Origin of the sequence: Klebsiella sp. ME-303, from assembly GCF_007910085.1 — a bacterium.
GTDB classification, from domain to species: Bacteria; Pseudomonadota; Gammaproteobacteria; order Enterobacterales; family Enterobacteriaceae; genus Klebsiella; species Klebsiella michiganensis.
In genome coordinates this window covers 89190-103338 of sequence record NZ_VOJB01000103.1, presented here as the reverse complement: position 1 = coordinate 103338, position 14149 = coordinate 89190, and the positions used below count along the sequence as shown (strand labels likewise).

Below are 14149 nucleotides of genomic sequence, written 5' to 3'. Positions count from 1 at the left end.
TCATGGCTTAAACGTCATTTATTCTCTTTGGTCGTCGAAAACATCGCTAAGATTAAATGACTCGCTGGTTCTGCGTATCAGGATCTTTTCTGACGAACCAAGGCCGTAATAACGTTAAGATTAACACGAAGTCACCACAACAGCGGACATGAGTTACGAAAGCTTTCAATTTCTATACTCTATGGATTTCGAGTTGCAGGCAGGCGGCAGGACTGTGAAGCCCCGGAGCTTACATCAGGTAAGTGACAGGGGTGAGCAGGCGCAGCCAACGCATCTGCAACTTGAAAGACGACGAGTATATCTGTAGCCACCACTGTTGTCTTTAAGATTCAGGAGCATAGTGCATGGAGTTCAGTGTAAAAAGCGGTAGCCCGGAGAAGCAGCGGAGCGCCTGTATCGTGGTCGGCGTCTTTGAACCACGTCGCCTCTCCCCCATCGCCGAACAGCTTGATAAAATTAGCGACGGTTATATCAGCGCCCTGCTGCGTCGCGGCGAGCTGGAAGGCAAACCTGGCCAGACTTTATTGCTGCACCATGTGCCGAACATTCTGTCAGAGCGCATTCTGCTTATTGGTTGCGGCAAAGAGCGCGAGCTGGATGAACGTCAGTACAAGCAGGTCATTCAGAAAACAATCAATACGCTGAATGATACCGGCTCAATGGAAGCCGTCTGCTTCCTGACCGAGCTGCACGTCAAAGGCCGCAATAACTACTGGAAAGTGCGTCAGGCGGTCGAGACCGCCAAAGAGACGCTGTACAGCTTTGACCAGTTGAAAACCAACAAAAGCGAGCCGCGTCGCCCGCTGCGTAAAATGGTCTTCAACGTCCCAACCCGTCGCGAGCTGACCAGCGGCGAACGCGCTATTCAGCACGGTCTGGCGATTGCTGCCGGCATCAAAGCGGCGAAAGATCTCGGCAATATGCCGCCAAACATCTGTAACGCCGCCTATCTGGCCTCTCAGGCGCGCCAGCTGGCCGATACCTACAGTAAGAACGTCATTACTCGCGTTATCGGCGAACAGCAGATGAAAGAGCTGGGAATGAACTCCTATCTGGCGGTCGGCAACGGTTCGCAAAATGAATCGCTGATGTCGGTTATTGAATATAAAGGCAACCCGGCGGAAGACGCGCGCCCTATCGTGCTGGTGGGTAAAGGTCTGACCTTTGACTCCGGCGGCATCTCCATCAAGCCTTCCGAAGGCATGGACGAGATGAAATACGACATGTGCGGCGCGGCGGCGGTGTACGGCGTGATGCGTATGGTTGCCGAACTTCAGCTACCGCTGAACGTTGTCGGCGTGCTGGCCGGATGTGAAAACATGCCGGGCGGCCGCGCCTATCGTCCAGGCGACGTGTTGACCACGATGTCCGGGCAAACGGTGGAAGTGCTGAACACCGATGCCGAAGGGCGTCTGGTGCTGTGCGATGTGCTGACCTACGTTGAGCGCTTCGAGCCGGAAACCGTTATCGACGTGGCCACGCTGACCGGCGCCTGCGTGATTGCGCTGGGCCATCACATCACCGGTCTGATGTCGAACCACAACCCGCTGGCCCACGAGCTGATCGGTGCGTCCGAACTGGCGGGCGATCGCGCATGGCGTCTGCCGCTCGGCGACGAGTTCCAGGAGCAGCTGGAGTCTAACTTTGCGGATATGGCCAATATCGGCGGCCGTCCCGGCGGGGCGATTACCGCGGGCTGCTTCCTGGCGCGCTTTACCCGCAAGTACAACTGGGCGCACCTGGATATCGCCGGTACCGCGTGGCGTTCCGGAAAAGCCAAAGGCGCGACCGGTCGTCCGGTGGCGATGCTGTCGCAGTTCCTGCTCAACCGCGCCGGATTTACCGGCGAAGAGTAATTGCCGTCTGATGCCCGGCGGCGTTACGCTTGCCGGGCCAACGAAAAGATGCCGTTTATAGGCCGGGTCAGCGTAGCGCCGCCCGGCTTAAGCATTTAAAGTCACCACAAGAAGCCCCATATATGAAAAACGCAACGTTCTATCTTCTGGACAATGATACGCAACAAGACGGCCTGAGCGCCGTTGAACAACTGGTGTGTGACATTGCCGCAGAACGTTGGCGCAGCGGCAAGCGGGTACTCATCGCCTGTGAAGATGAGCAGCAGGCCGTTCGTCTGGACGAAGCGCTCTGGGCTCGACCCGCGGAAAGTTTCGTTCCGCATAATCTGGCGGGAGAAGGTCCGCGCGGCGGCGCGCCGGTGGAGATCGCCTGGCCGCAAAAGCGCAACAGCAGCCCGCGGGATATTCTGATTAGCCTGCGGCTAAACTTTGCAGATTTTGCCACCGCTTTCACAGAAGTGATAGACTTCGTCCCTTATGAAGATTCTTTGAAACAACTGGCGCGCGAACGCTATAAAGCGTACCGCATGGCTGGTTTCAACCTGAACACGGCAACCTGGAAATAATGGAAAAGACATACAACCCCCAAGATATCGAACAGCCGCTTTACGAGCACTGGGAAAAGCAGGGCTATTTCAAACCCAATGGCGACGAAAGCCAGGAAAGTTTCTGCATCATGATCCCGCCGCCGAACGTCACCGGCAGTTTGCATATGGGTCATGCCTTCCAGCAAACCATCATGGATACCATGATTCGCTACCAGCGCATGCAGGGTAAAAACACCCTGTGGCAGGCCGGTACCGACCACGCGGGTATCGCTACCCAGATGGTGGTTGAGCGTAAGATTGCCGCCGAAGAAGGTAAAACCCGCCACGACTACGGTCGCGACGCCTTTATCGATAAAATCTGGCAGTGGAAAGCGGAATCCGGCGGCACCATTACCCGTCAGATGCGCCGCCTGGGCAACTCCGTGGACTGGGAGCGCGAGCGCTTCACCATGGACGAAGGCCTGTCCAACGCCGTAAAAGAAGTCTTTGTCCGCCTGTACAAAGAAGATCTGATCTACCGCGGCAAGCGCCTGGTCAACTGGGACCCGAAACTGCGCACCGCCATCTCCGATCTGGAAGTGGAAAACCGCGAGTCTAAAGGCTCGATGTGGCATATCCGCTATCCGCTGGCCGACGGCGCGAAAACCGCTGACGGTAAAGATTATCTGGTCGTCGCCACCACCCGTCCGGAGACGGTGCTGGGCGATACCGGCGTGGCCGTTAACCCGGAAGATCCGCGCTATAAAGACCTTATCGGTAAATTCGTGATCCTGCCGCTGGTTGACCGCCGCATTCCGATTGTGGGCGATGAACACGCCGATATGGAAAAGGGCACCGGCTGCGTGAAGATCACCCCGGCGCACGACTTTAACGACTATGAAGTGGGCAAGCGTCATGCGCTGCCGATGATCAACATCCTGACCTTTGACGGCGACATCCGCGAAACCGCGGAAGTTTACGACACCAAAGGCAACGAGTCCGATGTCTACTCAAACGCCATCCCGGCGGAGTTCCAGAAGCTGGAGCGCTTTGCCGCGCGTAAAGCGGTGGTTGCCGCTATCGACGCCCTGGGCCTGCTGGACGAGATTAAACCGCACGATCTGACCGTTCCGTACGGCGACCGCGGCGGCGTGGTAATTGAGCCGATGCTGACCGACCAGTGGTACGTCCGCGCCGACGTGCTGGCTAAACCGGCGGTTGAAGCGGTGGAGAACGGCGACATCCAGTTCGTGCCGAAGCAGTACGAAAACATGTACTTCTCCTGGATGCGCGATATTCAGGACTGGTGTATCTCCCGCCAGCTGTGGTGGGGTCACCGCATCCCGGCATGGTACGACAACGACGGCAACGTCTACGTTGGCCGCACCGAAGACGAAGTACGTCAGGAAAATAACCTGGGCGCCGACGTGGCGCTGCGCCAGGACGAAGACGTTCTCGATACCTGGTTCTCCTCCGCGCTGTGGACCTTCTCCACCCTCGGCTGGCCGGAAAACACCGATGCCCTGCGTCAGTTCCACCCGACCAGCGTGATGGTTTCCGGCTTCGACATCATCTTCTTCTGGATTGCCCGCATGATCATGATGACCATGCACTTCATCAAAGATGAAAACGGCAAGCCGCAGGTGCCGTTTAAAACCGTCTATATGACCGGTTTGATCCGCGATGACGAAGGCCAGAAGATGTCCAAATCGAAGGGCAACGTTATCGACCCGCTGGATATGGTCGACGGCATTTCCCTGCCGGAGCTGCTGGAAAAACGCACCGGTAACATGATGCAGCCGCAGCTGGCGGAAAAAATCGCCAAACGTACCGAGAAGCAGTTCCCGAACGGTATTGAGCCGCACGGTACCGACGCCCTGCGCTTTACCCTGGCGGCGCTGGCCTCTACCGGCCGCGATATCAACTGGGATATGAAGCGTCTGGAAGGTTACCGTAACTTCTGCAACAAGCTGTGGAACGCCAGCCGCTTTGTGCTGATGAATACCGAAGATCAGGATTGCGGCTTTAACGGCGGCGAGATGACCCTGTCGCTGGCGGACCGCTGGATCCTGGCGGAATTCAACCAAACCATCAAAGCCTACCGCGAAGCGCTGGACGGCTTCCGCTTCGATATTGCCGCAGGCATTCTGTACGAGTTCACCTGGAACCAGTTCTGCGACTGGTATCTGGAGCTAACCAAGCCGGTAATGAACGGCGGTTCCGAGTCTGAGCTGCGCGGCACCCGTCACACGCTGGTGACCGTTCTGGAAGGTCTGCTGCGCCTGGCGCATCCGATTATTCCGTTCATCACCGAGACCATCTGGCAGCGCGTGAAGGTCATTTGCGGTATCACTGCCGATACCATCATGCTGCAGCCGTTCCCGCAGTACGATGCGTCTCAGGTTGACGAAGCGGCGCTGGCCGATACCGAATGGCTGAAGCAAGCGATCGTCGCCGTGCGTAACATCCGTGCGGAAATGAACATCGCCCCAGGTAAGCCGCTGGAGCTGCTGCTGCGCGGCTGCAGCGAAGCCGCGATTCGTCGCGTGAACGACAACCGCAGCTTCCTGCTGAATCTGGCGCGTCTGGAGAGCATCACCGTGCTGCCTGCCGATGATAAAGGTCCGGTTTCCGTGACCAAAATTATCGACGGCGCCGAGCTGCTGATCCCGATGGCTGGCCTCATCAATAAAGAAGATGAGCTGGCGCGCCTCGCTAAAGAGGTGACCAAAATCGAAGGCGAGATTGGCCGCATCGAAAGCAAACTCTCCAACGAAGGCTTTGTGGCGCGCGCGCCGGAAGCGGTGATCGCCAAAGAGCGTGAGAAGCTGGAAGGTTACGCGGAAGCAAAAGCGAAGCTGATTGAGCAGCAGGCGATTATCGCCGCGCTGTAATTCACTCGCCCCTTATCCATTCGGATAAGGGGCGTTTTCTGTGAAAGATCCTCGCTTGCACTCTCCCCTCCCGCAGTGTTATTAACAACATTATCCGTCATTATTTTGCAATGAGTCTTCACATGAATACGAGCGCAACCCTACCGCTAACCCTGCGCCGCATCACGGCTAATGATAATCCGGCGATTGCCGCTGTTATCCGCCAGGTCTCCGCTGAATATGGTCTGACCGCCGACAAAGGCTATACGGTAGCCGATCCGAATCTGGATGAACTCTATGAGCTTTATAGCCAGCCGGGTTCCGCCTATTGGGTCGTTGAGCAGAATGGTGAAGTGGTGGGCGGCGGCGGCGTGGCACCGCTCTCCTGCAGCGAGCCCGATATCTGCGAACTACAAAAAATGTATTTTATGACCTCCGCGCGCGGCCAGGGGCTGGCGAAAAAGCTGGCGCTGATGGCCCTTGATTACGCCCGCGAGCAGGGATTCAAACGCTGCTATCTGGAAACCACCGCCTTCCTGAAAGAAGCGGTCGGTTTATATGAGCACCTCGGCTTCGAGCATATTGCTGAGCCGCTGGGCTGCACCGGCCACGTTGACTGCGAAGTCAGGATGTTGAAAGTGCTGTAGCGCCCGCAAAACGGCGACGTTGATTAATCGAAAAAATGCATGGTTTTCATGCAAAAAGAGCGTTATTCACCGCCCGTTTTCGCTAATACACTCTTCGAGCATTGGATCTTTTCGCCTGCCGCCGCGGCAGGCTTTGCTCAGGATAGAACATCATGAAAAAACTCCCCCTCCTGCTCACCGGCGGCCTGCTGCTTGCCGGCATGGCTTCCTGCGTTAACGCCGGCGAACTTGCTGGCAATACCGAAGGCGCTCAGGTCATTCGCGTGGAAAAAACCCGGGGCCGTATCGATGCGCTCAACGATATCGTTTATAGCCAGGTAAAAAGCACCGTCGCCGTTCGTCAGCTGCATATGTCTTTACTGGTACCGCGTAACGGCGATCTGAAACCGGCAATCATCTATTTCCCCGGCGGCGGTTTCACCAGCGCGGCCTGGAATAAGTTTATCGAGATGCGTATGGCGCTGGCGGCGGCGGGATTCGTCGTCGCGGCGGCGGAATACCGTACGGTTCCCGACACCTTTCCGGCCCCGGTTATCGATGGTAAAGCCGCCGTTCGCTATCTGCGCGAACATGCCGCGGAATACGGTATAGACCCGTCGCGTATTGGCGTGCTGGGGGATTCCGCAGGCGGCTATATGGCGCAGATGCTGGCGCTCACCAACGGTGACAAAACGTTCGAGCGTGGCGATAACCTGGCACAATCCTCGGATGTGCAGGCCGCCGCCACGCTGTACGGTATCTCGAACCTGTTGAATATCGGCGAAGGTTTTCCGCAGGCGATTCAAAAAGTGCACCAGTCGCCGGCGGTCACTGAAGCGCTGCTGGTACACGGTAGCGCCTTTCGCGACTGGCCGGGAGCGACGATTGACAGCGATCCGCAAAAAGCCCTGGCGGCCAGCCCGATGGGCCATATCAGCGGTAAAAAGCCGCCGTTTTTAATTATGCACGGCAGCGCCGACACCCTGGTTTCACCGGTACAAAGTCAACAGCTCTATCGCGCGCTGAAAAAGGAGGGCAACCCGGCCGATTACGTGTTGCTGGCGGGCGCGGAGCACGGCGATGACAGCTGGTATCAGAAGCCGGTTATTGAACGGGTGGTGAACTGGTTTAAAGCGACCCTCGGCGCGCCCAAAGCCGCCGCGACGGCAGAGAAAGACAAAAACGCCAATCTGTAATGGATCGTCAGGCCGCTGCGGTGAAGCGGCGGCCTGACGTTCAGGCGGGCACGCCGCTGTGAAAACGAAACTCCGCTTCAGGCGCGTTAATAAGCGCCGCTTCCGCTTCGCCAAGCTGGCGCACGCGTTCGCTGATATCGTCCTGGGCGATTCTCTGCGCCAGGTCCAGATAGTCCTGATAGTGGCGCGCTTCGGAACGCAGCAGCGACAGATAAAACTTCTGCAGATCGTCATCCAGCCATGGCGCCAGCGCGGCAAAACGCTCGCAGGAGCGGGCTTCAATATAGGCTCCGCAGATGAGTTTATCGATCAGCATGACCGGTTCGTGAGAACGCACTTCCCGGCGCAGCCCGCGGGCATAGTTGCTGGCGGTGATTTTGACGTACGGGATTTCGCGGGAAAGCATGATTTCCCTCACCTGCCAGAAGTGATGCAGCTCCTCTTTGATCAGCAGAATCATGCTGTCGAGTAGCTGACGTCCCCAGGGATCGTCGGTCTGCGGCATGGCGCTTTTATTTATCTGCTTATGCAGCGCGACGAAATCCGGCTCCGGCCCCCAGCGGTAGGTGAAGTCCTCATACGGCTTCAGGCAGGCCAGCAGCTCATCCGCGTCCGCTTTATCCGCGACGTATCGACGCACCAGCAGCATAGCGTTTTGCGCCGCTTTCAGCTCGCACACCATATGGTCGGTCAACAGCAGCGGGAGGTTTTCCGGTTTACGGGCTTCATCAATCCACGCCTGAGGAGTTGGGCAATGCAGAAAGCTTAAAATCGGGGCGAGTATTTGCGGGTAATCCATTAAAATTCCTTGCTATACGGCGGCATATCGCACCGCCGTATACCTCTGCTACTTAGTGGCGAACGCCGTCGTCGTCTTCATCAACCAGATCTTCGTCGTCGTCACCTTCTTCGTCTTCCCCGTTCGGATCTTCGTAGTAGGTGCCCCAGCCGTCGTATTCAACGTCGTATTTTTCCGCCAGGGTCATCAGCTGCTCAACCTGGGCGTCAATCAGCTCGGCATTCAGCGCGGATTCGCTGAGGATATCGCAGCAAATCACGGTATCGCCCTCTTCGACTTCCAGCTCTTCCGGCTCAGTCACTTCGTAGCCCAGCTTGAAGGCCTCGACCGCCACTTTCTCCAGCGTTTCGAAATCATCGGCAGAGAGATGATGCTCAATGGTGTACAGCGCGTCAGGATCGCTGCCGTCTTCGAGCAGCTCTTCAATAATCAGGCGCGTTTCTTCACGCTGTTCTTCCAGTAATTCCGGGTTTGCCATGGCTCGTTCCTCATAATGTGTCGCGGATGCTTCTATTGTCACATACCGCCGTGATTGCCTCCACCTTCTGAGCGAAAGATTTATGACACGGGGTTGCAAATGAATATTCATACATATAAAGTGAATTTTAATTCAACAAATGGCTTGAGCCATGTGAGGGAACCATGTCCGCGTTTTATCAGAAGCATTTTTTAAAGTTGCTCGATTTTACCCCCGCCGAAATCACCGCTCTGCTTGAGCTGGCGGCCAGGCTTAAAGCTGATAAGAAAAACAATATTGAAATTCAGCATCTCACCGGCAAAAACATCGCGCTCATCTTCGAAAAAGACTCTACCCGCACCCGATGCTCTTTCGAAGTTGCCGCATTTGACCAGGGCGCTCGCGTCACCTGGCTCGGCCCCAGCGGCAGCCAGATTGGCCATAAAGAGTCGATTAAAGACACCGCCCGCGTGCTGGGGCGCATGTACGACGGTATTCAATATCGCGGCCACGGCCAGGAAGTGGTTGAAACCCTGGCCGAGTATGCCGGCGTTCCGGTATGGAACGGCCTGACCAACGAATTCCACCCCACCCAGCTGCTGGCGGACTTACTGACCATGCAGGAGCATCTGCCGGGCAAAGCCTTTAATCAGATGACCCTGGTCTACGCCGGCGACGCGCGGAATAATATGGGCAACTCCATGCTCGAAGCCGCCGCGTTGACCGGGCTGGATCTGCGTCTGGTCGCGCCAACCGCCTGCTGGCCGGAAGAGAAGCTGGTCGAGCAGTGCCGGGCGCTGGCGCAGAAAAACGGCGGCAATATTACGCTGACCGAAGATATTGCGGCGGGCGTGAAGGGCGCGGACTTTATCTATACCGACGTCTGGGTATCGATGGGCGAAGCCAAAGAGAAGTGGGCGGAGCGTATCGCGCTGCTGCGCGGGTATCAGGTAAATAGCGAGATGATGGCGCTGACCGGCAATCCGCAGGTGAAATTCCTCCACTGCCTGCCCGCGTTCCACGACGACCAGACCACGCTCGGCAAACAGATGGCGGCGGAGTACGGCCTGCACGGTGGTATGGAAGTGACCGACGAGGTATTTGAATCCGCGGCGAGCATCGTTTTCGACCAGGCGGAAAACCGCATGCATACCATCAAAGCGGTGATGGTGGCGACGCTGGGTAAGTAAGCGTTCTCGCGATATTCCCCCGGATTGCGCTGCGTTTATCCGGGCTACCCGCCCCCAAACCGCGCGGATCTGTAGCCCGGGCAAGGCGCCAGCCGCAGCCCGGGGTATTTTTTACGCCATCAGCATCTTCACAACCGCTTTGCGCACCTTCGCCGGTGTGCCGACGGCGCACAGCGGCTTATGCACTTCACCGGGATAGAACACCACAAAGTCGCCTTCGCTGAGGATGACGGTTTTTTCCTGCGCCCCCTCCGCCAGGAAAGCGATGTCTTTCTCCGCCAGCCAGTCGATATCCGGCGCGCCGGCAGGGAGAACGCTAAAGGTCATTCCTTCCTGGCCTTTCAGTACAATCTGGATATCCAGGTAGCGGGCGTGATACTCGGCGCGGCGGTCGGCCATCGGCTCGGTGGTATCTTCGGAAATGAGATAGAACAGGTTGTTGCCGTCAATATCATGTTTACCCAGCGGCGTCGCGTCGGTGACATGCGCTTTAACATGTTCGATCGCCTCACGCAGAGACGCCGGCAATCCGCTTTGCAGATGGTGAATATTTCCAACGATCATAATAGCCCTCAAATATAAAACAGCTTTTCATTTCGCGTTTATACCCCCCATCCGACTGCCATACCACCTCTTTTTGCGGGTTTTTTGCGTTAACGCATGATTCCCCAGGCAAACGTTTACCTGTTTGTGGATTAATCGCTTGATCCGAAATATGAGCTGCGTATAATGCCACCCGTTTTGCCGGGAGGAATTATGGTTCAGTGTGTACGACATCGCGTCTTACCGCGTCTGAAAACAGACGCTGGCCTGCCGTTTTTTCTTTCCGTTGCATCCGTATTCGTAAAGCCCCTTATTTAAGGGGCTTTTTTTTTGCCCAGGCGTCAGGAGATAAACATGGCTAACCCGCTATATCAAAAACATATCATTTCCATAAACGATCTCAGCCGCGAAGACCTTGAACTGGTACTGGCAACCGCAGCAAAACTCAAAGCCAATCCGCAGCCGGAGCTGCTCAAGCATAAAGTGATCGCCAGCTGCTTTTTTGAAGCGTCGACCCGCACCCGCCTGTCGTTTGAGACCTCCATGCACCGCCTGGGTGCCAGCGTGGTCGGTTTCTCAGACAGCAGCAACACCTCGCTGGGCAAAAAAGGCGAAACCCTGGCCGATACCATCTCGGTCATCAGCACCTATGTCGATGCCATCGTCATGCGCCACCCGCAGGAGGGCGCGGCGCGTCTGGCGACCGAGTTTTCCGGCGGTATTCCGGTACTCAACGCCGGCGACGGCGCGAACCAACATCCGACGCAGACCCTGCTGGATCTGTTCACCATTCAGGAGACCCAGGGTCGTCTGGAAAATCTTAACGTGGCGATGGTGGGTGACCTGAAATATGGCCGCACCGTCCACTCCCTGACCCAGGCGCTGGCGAAATTTAACGGCAACCGCTTCTACTTTATCGCCCCGGACGCGCTGGCCATGCCGCAGTACATCCTCGACATGCTCGATGAAAAAGGCATTGCCTGGAGCCTGCATAGCGCCATTGAAGAGGTGATGGAAGAGGTGGACATTCTGTATATGACCCGCGTGCAGAAAGAGCGTCTCGACCCGTCGGAATATGCCAACGTGAAGGCGCAGTTCGTCCTGCGCGCCGCAGACCTGGAAGGCGCACGCGCGAACATGAAGGTGCTGCATCCGCTGCCGCGCATTGATGAAATCACCACCGACGTCGATAAAACGCCGCACGCCTGGTACTTCCAGCAGGCGGGCAACGGCATCTTCGCGCGCCAGGCGTTACTGGCGCTGGTACTGAATAGCGATCTGGCACTGTAAGGGGAAAAGAGATGACACACGACAATAAATTACAGGTAGAAGCCATCAAACGTGGCACCGTTATCGACCATATCCCGGCGCAGGTCGGCTTTAAGCTGCTGACCCTGTTCAAACTGACCGAAACGGATCAGCGCATCACCATCGGCCTGAACCTGCCGTCAGGCGAAATGGGCCGCAAAGATTTGATCAAAATTGAGAACACCTTCCTGACCGACGAGCAGGTCAACCAGCTCTCCCTGTACGCGCCGCAGGCCACGGTAAACCGCATTGATGAGTATGAAGTCGTCGGTAAATCCCGACCGAATCTGCCGGACCGTATTAACAACGTGCTGGTATGCCCGAACAGCAACTGTATTAGCCACGCCGAGCCGGTGTCCTCCAGCTTTGCGGTGAAGAAACGCGAAAACGATATCGCGCTGAAGTGCAAATATTGTGAAAAAGAATTTTCACATCATGTCGTGCTGGCAAATTAAATTCGCCAGGTTTTATCGGGAGCAGCCCGATAAGCGGGACTGCTCCTGAACGATAATTTAAATCATCCGCACGGCCGTCAACTCACTGACCTCGGGTCAGATAATCAACATTCATCAATTTCTCATCAACACGTCTCATGATTAAAAATAACAAACAATGAGATTAATCATTAAATATCACTGCTATTGAACCTGAATTTTTCCCTTCATACACTCCAGTGCGTTTTCTATTTTTTTAATCAATGTTCACAGGATGAATTATGAAAGTGAAAAAAATATCGTTATATACAGCAACATTATTATTTACCTCCTCAGCATTGGCTCACGGCTATGTGGAATCGCCGCCAAGTCGGGCGTACCAATGTCATTTAGGGAAAAACACCGACTGCGGTTCGGTGCAGTGGGAACCGCAAAGCGTCGAGCAAGCGAGCGGTTTTCCTGAAGGGGCAATGCCGCCTGATGGTAAACTGGCCAGCGCGGGTAAAAGCAACTTCTCGCAGCTGGATAGCCAGAGCCCGACTCGCTGGGCGAAAACCACGATAAAGAGCGGTAAAAATAATTTCGTCTGGCACCATTCTGCGCCGCATAGAACGACTAACTGGCGTTATTACATTACCAAACAGAACTGGGATCAAAATAAGCCGCTGACGCGCAGCGATTTTGAAAGTAAGCCATTTTGTCAAATCGACGGTAATGGCGCGACGCCGGCTGTACAGGTCACGCACTCCTGTAATGTACCCGATCGCACCGGCTATCAGGTTATTTATGCCGTCTGGGAAATTGCCGATACGGCAAATAGTTTTTATCAGGCCATTGACGTTGATTTCGGCGGCGCCAGCGATGAAACGGAGAATGAATCCCTCTGGACTACGCAGCTCGCAGGCCAGCTTAGCGGGAAAGATCTCCATGCGGGAGATAAAGTCATTGCCCATTTCTTTAACGCGAGCGGTGAAGTTCATTCTCTGCAAACGGAATTGACCATCGCCAGCGAAGCGCAAGGAAAAAGCAGCCAGTGGTCTTACGATCTGGCTGAAGCTATTAATACCGCGCATCAGGGTAAGCTGCGCGCCGGGGTAAAAGGGAGTGATGGCAACATTACCCCCCTCCACGGCGTTAACCAGGTGTATGTGCCAAAAGACAGCACCGTTCAAAGCGTTACGCTGACCTACGCCGAGTCGCAGTCAGACGATATCGTGGAAGAATCCCTGAGCGTCGCCAACGTTAACGCAACCAAAATCGCCAACGGGAAAGCGACGGTGACGTTCAACGCCACGGCCAGGGGCAAAATGCATCTCACCGCCACCGTCAACGACCATGCGGGCACGCAGAAAGGGAGCATTCAGCAGACGATAGATAATCGCTCCCTGACGGTATCTATTCCGCTGACCAACGTTCAGGCAGGTCATCATATGCTGCGCTACTCTGCCAGCAATGCGCAGGGCGCCACCCTCAGCCAGGGGGTCATTGACCTGATGCTGGAAGAGAGTACGGTTCAGCCGGATCCGACCCCGACGCCTGCGCCTGCGGGAAACTACGACTATACCTTCCCGGATAACCTGAAAAGCTATAAGGCGGGAACGAAAGTCATGCAGCCTAAAAACGGCAAAGTGTACCAATGTCGCCCGTTCCCCTACAGCGGCTACTGCGTGCAGTGGAGCCAGTACGCCACTCAGTTCGAACCGGGCACAGGTTCTGACTGGGCCATGGCATGGACGGAAGTCACCCACTAACTTCATCCTTCAGGCTCACGCCTTATGCGGATAGCGCGCTGCGTTATCCGCTTTTCTCCTTCGCAAAATGCGGCCTGCTTAATGATAAAGCAGCCAGCACTCTTTATAATGACCCACGCCAGTCAGATTACATTCACATATTTCAGGAGAACTCATGTCTAAAACTATCGCGACGGAAAATGCGCCAGCAGCCATCGGCCCGTACGTTCAGGGCGTCGATCTGGGTAACATGATCATCACTTCCGGCCAGATCCCGGTAGACCCGAAAACCGGTAGCGTGCCGGAAGATGTCGCCGCTCAGGCGCGTCAGTCTCTGGAGAACGTGAAAGCTATCGTCGAAGCCGCGGGCCTGAAAGTGGGCGATATCGTTAAAACCACCGTTTTCGTCAAAGACCTCAACGATTTCGCCACCGTTAACGCCACCTATGAAGCCTTCTTCACCGAGCACAACGCCACCTTCCCGGCGCGCTCCTGCGTGGAAGTGGCGCGTCTGCCGAAAGACGTAAAAATTGAGATTGAAGCGATCGCCATTCGTCGCTAATCGTAGACAGTATGAACAAAGGCAGCCCGGGGCTGCCTTTGTTGTTTC

Annotated in this window: 15 protein-coding genes; 12 read left to right on the top strand and 3 right to left on the bottom strand. The window is 55.8% G+C overall.

From position 1 onward, the window contains the following. Window positions 1-344 precede the first annotated feature (344 nt). From pepA to FQK12_RS25665, 5 genes are all read left to right on the top strand, one after another. A complete protein-coding gene (gene pepA / locus FQK12_RS25685) occupies window positions 345-1856 on the top strand; it encodes a leucyl aminopeptidase (RefSeq protein WP_004098131.1) in 1512 nt (503 codons plus the stop codon). Between the two features lie 122 nt (window positions 1857-1978). Beyond that, on the top strand, window positions 1979-2422 hold the full coding sequence (gene holC / locus FQK12_RS25680) for a DNA polymerase III subunit chi (RefSeq protein ID WP_014227675.1): 444 nt from the start codon (window positions 1979-1981) through the stop codon (window positions 2420-2422). Next, window positions 2422-5277 carry a valine--tRNA ligase gene (locus FQK12_RS25675; RefSeq protein ID WP_004098127.1) on the top strand — a complete coding sequence of 952 codons (2856 nt, stop codon included), beginning with the start codon at window positions 2422-2424 and terminating at the stop codon, window positions 5275-5277. Before holC ends, FQK12_RS25675 begins: the two co-directional genes overlap by 1 nt. Window positions 5278-5399: 122 nt before the next feature. Then, window positions 5400-5903, top strand: coding sequence for a GNAT family N-acetyltransferase (locus FQK12_RS25670; protein ID WP_004098126.1), 504 nt, complete (start codon window positions 5400-5402; stop codon window positions 5901-5903). A gap of 152 nt (window positions 5904-6055) precedes the next feature. After that, on the top strand, window positions 6056-7078 hold the full coding sequence (locus FQK12_RS25665; protein ID WP_014227674.1) for an alpha/beta hydrolase: 1023 nt from the start codon (window positions 6056-6058) through the stop codon (window positions 7076-7078). A 40-nt stretch (window positions 7079-7118) separates the two neighbouring features. Here the strand turns inward: FQK12_RS25665 and miaE are convergent, their stop codons facing one another. Continuing rightward, complete coding sequence (gene miaE, locus FQK12_RS25660) at window positions 7119-7877, bottom strand: tRNA isopentenyl-2-thiomethyl-A-37 hydroxylase MiaE (protein WP_014227673.1); 759 nt, start codon at window positions 7875-7877, stop codon at window positions 7119-7121. Between the two features lie 52 nt (window positions 7878-7929). Beyond that, window positions 7930-8355, bottom strand: coding sequence for a ribonuclease E inhibitor RraB (gene rraB, locus FQK12_RS25655; RefSeq protein WP_004098122.1), 426 nt, complete (start codon window positions 8353-8355; stop codon window positions 7930-7932). 99 nt (window positions 8356-8454) lie between these two features. Here rraB and argL point away from each other — a divergent pair, with 99 nt between their 5' ends. Both argL and argF read left to right on the top strand, forming a co-directional pair. Then, a complete protein-coding gene (argL, locus tag FQK12_RS28060) occupies window positions 8455-8550 on the top strand; it encodes a putative translational regulatory protein ArgL (RefSeq protein ID WP_370798676.1) in 96 nt (31 codons plus the stop codon). After that, window positions 8520-9524, top strand: a complete 1005-nt coding sequence (gene argF, locus FQK12_RS25650; protein WP_014227672.1) for an ornithine carbamoyltransferase — start codon at window positions 8520-8522, stop codon at window positions 9522-9524. Before argL ends, argF begins: the two co-directional genes overlap by 31 nt. A gap of 111 nt (window positions 9525-9635) precedes the next feature. Here argF and FQK12_RS25645 read toward each other — a convergent pair whose 3' ends face one another. Beyond that, window positions 9636-10088 carry a YhcH/YjgK/YiaL family protein gene (locus tag FQK12_RS25645; protein ID WP_014227671.1) on the bottom strand — a complete coding sequence of 151 codons (453 nt, stop codon included), beginning with the start codon at window positions 10086-10088 and terminating at the stop codon, window positions 9636-9638. A 192-nt stretch (window positions 10089-10280) separates the two neighbouring features. On the opposite strand from FQK12_RS25645, the gene FQK12_RS25635 reads away from it, so the two are divergent. From FQK12_RS25635 to ridA, 5 genes are all read left to right on the top strand, one after another. Next, window positions 10281-10385 carry a pyrBI operon leader peptide gene (locus FQK12_RS25635; RefSeq protein WP_072351778.1) on the top strand — a complete coding sequence of 35 codons (105 nt, stop codon included), beginning with the start codon at window positions 10281-10283 and terminating at the stop codon, window positions 10383-10385. A gap of 36 nt (window positions 10386-10421) precedes the next feature. Then, window positions 10422-11357, top strand: coding sequence for an aspartate carbamoyltransferase (pyrB, locus tag FQK12_RS25625; protein WP_014227670.1), 936 nt, complete (start codon window positions 10422-10424; stop codon window positions 11355-11357). Between the two features lie 11 nt (window positions 11358-11368). Further along, entirely contained in the window at window positions 11369-11830 is a 462-nt protein-coding gene (pyrI, locus tag FQK12_RS25620; RefSeq protein ID WP_004098115.1) for an aspartate carbamoyltransferase regulatory subunit, read from the top strand. Window positions 11831-12090: 260 nt separating this feature from the next. Beyond that, window positions 12091-13560 (top strand): N-acetylglucosamine-binding protein GbpA, encoded by a 1470-nt coding sequence (gene gbpA / locus FQK12_RS25615; RefSeq protein ID WP_041165261.1) that lies wholly within the window; start codon window positions 12091-12093, stop codon window positions 13558-13560. A 154-nt stretch (window positions 13561-13714) separates the two neighbouring features. Next, window positions 13715-14101 carry a 2-iminobutanoate/2-iminopropanoate deaminase gene (gene ridA / locus FQK12_RS25610; protein WP_009652347.1) on the top strand — a complete coding sequence of 129 codons (387 nt, stop codon included), beginning with the start codon at window positions 13715-13717 and terminating at the stop codon, window positions 14099-14101. Window positions 14102-14149 lie beyond the last annotated feature (48 nt).

Excerpts from the sequence above, each read along its gene's own strand:
- FQK12_RS25645 (WP_014227671.1), bottom strand. The coding sequence starts at position 10,088 with ATGATCGTTGGAAATATTCACCATCTGCAAAGCGGATTGCCGGCGTCT.
- pyrI (WP_004098115.1), top strand. The coding sequence starts at position 11,369 with ATGACACACGACAATAAATTACAGGTAGAAGCCATCAAACGTGGCACC.
- miaE (WP_014227673.1), bottom strand. The coding sequence starts at position 7,877 with ATGGATTACCCGCAAATACTCGCCCCGATTTTAAGCTTTCTGCATTGC.
- pepA (WP_004098131.1), top strand. The coding sequence starts at position 345 with ATGGAGTTCAGTGTAAAAAGCGGTAGCCCGGAGAAGCAGCGGAGCGCC.
- argF (WP_014227672.1), top strand. The coding sequence starts at position 8,520 with ATGTCCGCGTTTTATCAGAAGCATTTTTTAAAGTTGCTCGATTTTACC.
- holC (WP_014227675.1), top strand. The coding sequence starts at position 1,979 with ATGAAAAACGCAACGTTCTATCTTCTGGACAATGATACGCAACAAGAC.
- pyrB (WP_014227670.1), top strand. The coding sequence starts at position 10,422 with ATGGCTAACCCGCTATATCAAAAACATATCATTTCCATAAACGATCTC.
- FQK12_RS25675 (WP_004098127.1), top strand. The coding sequence starts at position 2,422 with ATGGAAAAGACATACAACCCCCAAGATATCGAACAGCCGCTTTACGAG.
- FQK12_RS25665 (WP_014227674.1), top strand. The coding sequence starts at position 6,056 with ATGAAAAAACTCCCCCTCCTGCTCACCGGCGGCCTGCTGCTTGCCGGC.
- argL (WP_370798676.1), top strand. The coding sequence starts at position 8,455 with ATGAATATTCATACATATAAAGTGAATTTTAATTCAACAAATGGCTTG.
- ridA (WP_009652347.1), top strand. The coding sequence starts at position 13,715 with ATGTCTAAAACTATCGCGACGGAAAATGCGCCAGCAGCCATCGGCCCG.
- FQK12_RS25635 (WP_072351778.1), top strand. The coding sequence starts at position 10,281 with ATGGTTCAGTGTGTACGACATCGCGTCTTACCGCGTCTGAAAACAGAC.
- gbpA (WP_041165261.1), top strand. The coding sequence starts at position 12,091 with ATGAAAGTGAAAAAAATATCGTTATATACAGCAACATTATTATTTACC.
- rraB (WP_004098122.1), bottom strand. The coding sequence starts at position 8,355 with ATGGCAAACCCGGAATTACTGGAAGAACAGCGTGAAGAAACGCGCCTG.
- FQK12_RS25670 (WP_004098126.1), top strand. The coding sequence starts at position 5,400 with ATGAATACGAGCGCAACCCTACCGCTAACCCTGCGCCGCATCACGGCT.